General features: G+C 66.8%; 5 protein-coding genes and 2 pseudogenes. 4 read left to right on the top strand and 3 right to left on the bottom strand.

All coding sequences use genetic code 11. The features are described from left to right. A pseudogene (locus CBW50_RS29625) lies at positions 1-293 on the top strand (hypothetical protein); the annotation flags it as partial. Between the two features lie 125 nt (positions 294-418). After that, entirely contained in the window at positions 419-1243 is an 825-nt protein-coding gene (locus CBW50_RS27875) for an intradiol ring-cleavage dioxygenase (RefSeq protein ID WP_086148503.1), read from the top strand. Here the strand turns inward: CBW50_RS27875 and CBW50_RS27870 are convergent. The 3 genes from CBW50_RS27870 to CBW50_RS29195 all read right to left on the bottom strand — a co-directional run bounded on the left by CBW50_RS27870 (position 1240) and on the right by CBW50_RS29195 (position 4828). Next, positions 1240-2679: a DUF1501 domain-containing protein gene (locus CBW50_RS27870; protein ID WP_086148502.1), complete on the bottom strand. Its 1440-nt coding sequence runs from the start codon at positions 2677-2679 to the stop codon at positions 1240-1242. The two genes, CBW50_RS27875 and CBW50_RS27870, sit on opposite strands and share 4 nt — an antisense overlap. A 10-nt stretch (positions 2680-2689) precedes the next feature. Next, on the bottom strand, positions 2690-4471 hold the full coding sequence (locus tag CBW50_RS27865; RefSeq protein ID WP_086148501.1) for a DUF1800 family protein: 1782 nt from the start codon (positions 4469-4471) through the stop codon (positions 2690-2692). 90 nt (positions 4472-4561) lie between these two features. Then, complete coding sequence (locus tag CBW50_RS29195; RefSeq protein ID WP_139842685.1) at positions 4562-4828, bottom strand: hypothetical protein; 267 nt, start codon at positions 4826-4828, stop codon at positions 4562-4564. A gap of 54 nt (positions 4829-4882) precedes the next feature. Between CBW50_RS29195 and CBW50_RS27860 the strand changes: the two genes are divergently transcribed. Together CBW50_RS27860 and CBW50_RS27855 are read left to right on the top strand one after the other, a co-directional pair. Next, positions 4883-5449, top strand: coding sequence for a hypothetical protein (locus CBW50_RS27860; RefSeq protein ID WP_086148500.1), 567 nt, complete (start codon positions 4883-4885; stop codon positions 5447-5449). A gap of 87 nt (positions 5450-5536) precedes the next feature. Continuing rightward, positions 5537-6060, top strand: a pseudogene (locus tag CBW50_RS27855) (hypothetical protein); the annotation flags it as partial.

Below are 6060 nucleotides of genomic sequence, written 5' to 3'. Positions count from 1 at the left end.
CGCCCGGCGGTGCGCGCGGCGGCCCGGGCAATATCGAGTCGGACCTGCAAAGCCTGCTGCAAAAGCTGTCCGCTTCCGGCAGCGGCAGCAGCGACAGCGCGGACAGCAGCGTGACGGACTTGCCATCGAGCTTTGCCAGCCTGCTCGGCGCGCTGGGCGCCAGCGCCGGCGCCAGCGGCGACAGCAATGCCAAGCTGAGCAGCTTCCTGCAGGCGCTGTCGGGCGGTCTCGGCGCGGCGAACGCGGGCGGCGGCCTGTCCGCTAGCGGCAACCTGGTCAATACAAGGGCTTGAACCATGGAGCGCAAGCTTGCTATTGCCGTCAGGAATGCGTTCGCGGAGCGGGCCATGCAGGTCCTGTGCCTGTGCGCCAGCCTGAGCCCGGCCTTGGCGGGCTTGCCCCATTTGATGGAATATGTATGGACTTACATGACTTCGGTCTGGCACCCGACCCCGAAATGATGCGGCAACCGGCGGCAGAACGGCGCCAGGTCTTGCGCTGGCTGCTGGCTGGCGCGGCCGGCTTGCCCCTGGCCGGCTGCGGCGGCGCGGACGCCGGCGGCATGCCCGCCAGCACTGCCGCGTCCGCCACGGGCGCCTGCACGGTGATACCGGAAGAAACGGGCGGAGCGTATCCGGCCGACGGCACGAATACGCATGGCGGCAGCATCATCAATGTGCTGAACCAGTCGGGCGTCGTGCGCAGCGACATCCGCGCCAGTTTTAATGGCGCCACGGGCGTGGCGCTGGGTCTGCCTTTGACCATCGAGCTGCAACTGCTCAATGCCAGCGGCGGCTGCGCCAGCCTGGCCGGCTACGCCGTGTATCTATGGCATTGCGACCGCGACGGCCTGTATTCGCTGTATTCGGCCGGCGTGACGGCGCAGAATTACTTGCGCGGCGTGCAGGAAACGGATGGTGCGGGCAGGCTGCGCTTCACGACCATCTTTCCTGGCTGCTACGCGGGGCGCATGCCGCACGTGCATGTCGAGGTCTATCCCAGCCTGGACAGGGCGGCCGCTGCCGCGAACCGCCTGAAGACCTCGCAGTTCACCTTTCCCATGGCAACGTTGAACGAAGCCTACGGGGCCGGCGGCTATGCGGCCAGCGCGCGCAAGCTGGCGCAGATCAGCCATGCCACCGACCAGGTCTTCAGCGACGGCGCCCGTTTGCAGATGGCCACGGTGGCGGGTAACGCCACCGATGGCTATGTTGCCACCCTGACGGTGGCCGTGAACGGTTAAGTTGTCGTCATGAAACCGAGGTCGCGCTGGCCGAAGTTGCCGATATTCGGGAATACGCCGGCCAGCTGGCTGTCGGCCACGCCGAACCATTTTGCCAGGGTGGCGCCGTACTGGTCGACGGACGTCGTCGGCAGCAGGGCGCCGGAACCCACGTCCAGTTCATGGCCCAGGCCCGTCGCGGGGAAGGCGCCGTAGATGTCGCGGCCCTTCACGGCGCCGCCCACGACAAAGTGGTGCGCGCCCCAGCCGTGATCCGTGCCGTCGCCGTTGCTGCTGAAGGTGCGGCCGAAGTCCGACGCCGTAAACGTCGTCACCTGGCGCCGCAGGTCCGCGCCCTGCAGGGCGGCCAGGGTGGCGTCGAAATACGCGAGCGCGTGGGCCAGGCGCGCCATCAGGTCGGCATGCAGCTCCTTTTGCCGGTCATGCGTATCGAAACTGCCCAGTGTCACGTAAAACACTTGCCGTGTCGCCCCCAGCGCGCCGCGCCCGCCGATGATGCGCGCCACCGTCTGCAATTGCACGGCCAGCGGGTTGACGCCGGACGCGCCCGTGTTCGGATTGACGTAGGGCGGCGGATTGGGCACGCCGCCCGCGCCGGCCGCCAGCATGGCGCCGCTGAGGATGTTCTGGCTGGCGATGGCGCGCTGCACGACGGCCACGTGTTCCTGTTCGATCAGGTCGCCGCTCGCATCGTTGATGATGGCTTGCAGGGCGCCCGCGCCGCCCGTGCTGCCGTACAGGCTGCCGCCCAGGCCGCGGATGGGCACGGCGCCCGCCTGGCCCACCTGGAACTGGCGCACCTGGCGTCCGCTGAGGAAGACCGTGTTGCCGGCGGCGGAAATGGCCGTGAACATGGCATTCGCATTGCCCGCGCCGGCCACGTCGGCGATGCGGCCGCCCCAGCCCACGCTGGCGCCTTCCGGCGCACCCGACTGCCACGTCGATTGCTGGTCGTTGTGCGAAAACAGCTTGGGCGGCAAGGCCACGCTGCCAGCCTTGTACTGGGCCAGGGTGGCGGGCTGGATCAGGGTGCCCACATTGGCCACGATGGCGGCGCGGCCATTGTCGAACAGGCCTTTGAGCGGCGCCAGCTGGGGATGCAGGGCGAAGCTGCGGCCCGCTTGCGCAGTGGCCGGCACGACGGGCAGGACGCCGCCCGTCTCGCCCACGCCGGGCAGGTGAATGGACGCGGCGCCGCCCGTATTGCGCAGGCGCAGGTATTCATTCCAGGACGTGGGGTCGGTGGCCAGCACCGTATTGAAGGCGTCGTTGCCGCCGGCCATGAACAGGCACACCATGGCCTTGTAGTCGCCGGCAGATTGCGCGGCGGCATTGCCCATGGCGGCCAGGTTCAGGGCGAAAGGGGCGGCCGTGGTGCTTGCCAGGCTCAGCATGGAGCCGAGGAAGCGGCGGCGGGAAAATGGTAAGTTTTGCATGTGATCGATCTTATTTTTGCACCAGGTAGGCCGGCGAGGCCATGGTCAGGAAAATGGCCAGCTTGACGCGGTTGGCCCGGGCCGTGGCTACCTGGGCGGCATTGCCGGCCGTGGCCGCGGGGATGCTGACGCCGTTGACGGCGGTCATGATTTGGCCGCGCAGCCTGGCGGGCATGCTGCCATGCATCAGCAGCAGGTCGATGCGGTCGAGCAGGGCGCCCGCGTCGGCGGCCAGCGCCAGTTCGCGCGTGTAGTCGGGCTTGATGTCGCGGCCGTCGCCCACGCCGCTATTGATGGCTTCCTGCATGAAGTTCAGATAACCCGTCACCGACGGTTCGGCCGTGATTTGCAGTTCCGGCGCCACCAGGCCCGCGCCGGCCAGGGCTGAATTGGGCGGCGTATAGGCGGGGCGGAAAAAACTGAATACGGAGGGCGGATTCAAGGGACTCTGGCCCAGGCCGCTCAAAGGGTCGTCGAGGTAATAAATGCTGTAGCGGCCGCTGGCAGGCCTGGCGTCGAAGGCGCGCATCCAGCCGGCCAGGCGCAGCAGCGGCTCGCGCAACTTGCCTGTGCGCAAGGTGGTGCCGATCGGGGCGAGCGCCTCCGGATCGAGCAGCACGGCGCGGATGACGGCTTGCATGTCGCCGCGCACGCCGCTGCCATTGTTGGCGAACGCGGCGGCCACGCGGCCCACGTAGGCGGGGCTGGGATTGCTGCTGACCAGGCGCTGAATCAGCTGGCGGGCAAAGAACGGTGCCGTATTCGGATGGTTGAACAGCGTGTCGAGTGCCAGCTTCAGGTCGGCCTGGCCGCTGCTGGCGCCGGCAATGCTCTGGCCCAGGAAGCGCTTGTCGCCGCTGGAATGAAAGGCCGCGTAGTTCTGCATCGGCTTCCAGTCGCGGTCGGGATCGGCCGTGCCGCCATAGAAGCGCGCGTCGCTCTGGTCCGGCCCGGCCCAGCTCCAGCCCGTAAAGACGCGCGCCAGGCCCGCCACGTCGTCGCGCGTGTAAGTGTCGATGGGCTTGCCGCCGGACAGTTTCAGGCTGCCATCCGCATTCAGCTGGTACAGGCCGATGGTAAACAGCTGCATCACTTCGCGGGCGAAGTTTTCATCGGGCGTGCGCGTGGCCGATTCCTTCTGGTTGCGCAGGTGGGACAGATACAGTCCCATCATCGGATGCAGGGCCACGCCTTCCAGCAGGTCGCGGAAGTTGCCGAAGGCACGCTGGCCCAGCATGTCGTAGTAGCTGGCCACGCCGCGCACGCGCGGCCGCACGGACTCGTTCTGCATGGAAATGACGAAGATTTCGGACAGGGCAAAGGCCATGCGCTGGCGCAACTGGTCCTCGCCGCGGATGCCTTGCTGCCAGAACGTTTCATAGACCCCCGTAAAGCCGACCGCTTGCCCGCCTGCGGCCTGCGCCGCCAGCATGGCGTCGATGTATTTCCGGTGCAAAGTTTGCGGCTTGGAAAACTGGGCCTGGAACCAGGCATCGCTGTCGCTGGCGGCCAGCGCATCGATGTCGGCCATGTTGGGGCCGAACGTGGCCCGGCCCAGGAAGCGCGACGCGGCCTGGCGTGTAAAGGTGACGGCCGGTGCGGCGGGCGGCGTCGTCAGGGGCGGCGGCGGAACCGTCTCGCCCGCCGTGTCGCCGGACGCGCCGCCCGTGGACGGCGCCGTCACGTCCGGATTCTGCACGGAGCCGCTCTGGCCGCCGCTGCCGCCGCCGCAGGCGGCAAGCAGGCTCAGTAGTGTTGCGGCCAGCACGCGGCGCAAAGTTGGGTGTTTCATTTAGTTTCTTCCAAGCAATCAAAATTTAGCCAGCTAATTGTAGAGCTTGCCTCTCAAAAAGCCGTTTTCAATTAGCTATTTACGTGTTGACTACGTTTCTGTTTGAGGTGTTTTGGCGTGGCGTTGGCGGTGTTTTCGGGGAGGTAGCGCGAACTTAATTTTTTTAAAATGAAAAATATTTTTTGGCGAACGCAGCCATTGTGGCGCATAGACGACGTAATCATTCCCGCAAATTAAGCTTGCCGGAAAGCTCATCTTGATAACGAAACCCACTTCGCCGGAAACCATGGTTTTTTCGCCATCGGCGAAACGCCGTTCGCCCCGCCGGGCTGCAGCACCCGTGAAAACGGCTGGCATAGCCCTTGCGTCAGGAGGGCATGGGCCACAGTGCCGTCTTTGCCGGAGCCTGCCATGACCAGCCGTCTGCTTGCCTATCGTCCCGAAATGGAAATGCCCGCTGGCGCCAGTTTGCCCCTGCAGCAAGAGGATGAACTGGCGCTGGCGGCGCAATTGCTGGAAGTGCCGGCACCGCAGGGCTTCGACGCCTTCCTGGCCCGCCTGCTGGACGCCACCGCGGCGGGACGACAGCTGCGCGGCACGCCGCTGGAAAGACCGCTGCGCGGGCTGCTGGGCCAGGCGCTGGCGCCGATGCTGCCCCTGCATGGTGGCCCGGCGCAGGCGCTCAGGCAGCGCGCCGCGCGCATCTTCGGCATGGAACTGGAAGGATTGAGCCCGGAAGACAAGGAATTCGAACTGGCGCGCCATGTCGTGCATCTGATCGATGCCGTCAACACGCAGCTGGCGCAGGACGGCGCCGCGCGCGGCGCGCCCGCGGCGCGGGTGGAAGCGGCGCTGCTGCAGGCGGCGCGCACCCTGGCGCCCGGCTTGCTCAAGCATGCGGCGCACATGCCGGGACGCAGGCAGGACGGTGGCCGCTGGCGCCGTGAGGGCGGGCACATCGTCGTGCTCGATTGTTAGCCGGACGGCCAGGGTGGCCGGCACGGTAGTGTGAACTGAGGTGTCAACCGAGGTTTCAACCGAGGTTTCAACTTTTAGGAGCTCATCATGCATGACATAGATCGTACGACCCTGGAATACGGGCAGGAGATGTCGGGTTTTGAGGCGGAGCAGTTCGAGTTCGGCCAGGGCGAGTGGAGCGGCGAGGGCGGCGCGAACGCCATGTTTTCGGAAGCCGAGGAGATGGAACTGGCGAACGAACTGCTGTCGGTCAGCAATGAAGCCGAGCTGGAACAGTTTCTTGGCAATTTCCTGCGCAAGGCGGCCTCGGTGGCGGGCGGCATCATCAAGTCGCCCGTGGGGCAAGCCATCGGCGGCGTGCTCAAGGGCGTGGCCAAGAAAGCCATCCCGCTGGCCGGCGGCGCCATCGGCGGCTATTTCGGCGGCCCGCTGGGCGCCAAGATCGGCAGCGGCCTGGCGTCGGCCGCCGGCAGCGCACTGGGGCTGGAGGCGGAAGCGTCATCGAATGAAGACCGCGAATTCGAGGGCGCCAAGCAGTTCGTGCGCCTGGCCGCCGACACGGTCAACCGCGCGGCCCAGGCGCGCGGTTCGGGCGATCCGCGCGCCATCGC

The organism is Janthinobacterium sp. GW458P, assembly GCF_002127585.1.
Taxonomy (GTDB): domain Bacteria; phylum Pseudomonadota; class Gammaproteobacteria; order Burkholderiales; family Burkholderiaceae_D; genus Janthinobacterium.
This window is presented reverse-complemented; position numbering and strand designations above follow the sequence as displayed.

Coding starts and splice junctions, on each gene's coding strand:
- CBW50_RS27875 (WP_086148503.1), top strand. CDS start 419: ATGGACTTACATGACTTCGGTCTGGCACCCGACCCCGAAATGATGCGG.
- CBW50_RS27870 (WP_086148502.1), bottom strand. CDS start 2,679: ATGCAAAACTTACCATTTTCCCGCCGCCGCTTCCTCGGCTCCATGCTG.
- CBW50_RS27865 (WP_086148501.1), bottom strand. CDS start 4,471: ATGAAACACCCAACTTTGCGCCGCGTGCTGGCCGCAACACTACTGAGC.
- CBW50_RS29195 (WP_139842685.1), bottom strand. CDS start 4,828: ATGCCAGCCGTTTTCACGGGTGCTGCAGCCCGGCGGGGCGAACGGCGT.
- CBW50_RS27860 (WP_086148500.1), top strand. CDS start 4,883: ATGACCAGCCGTCTGCTTGCCTATCGTCCCGAAATGGAAATGCCCGCT.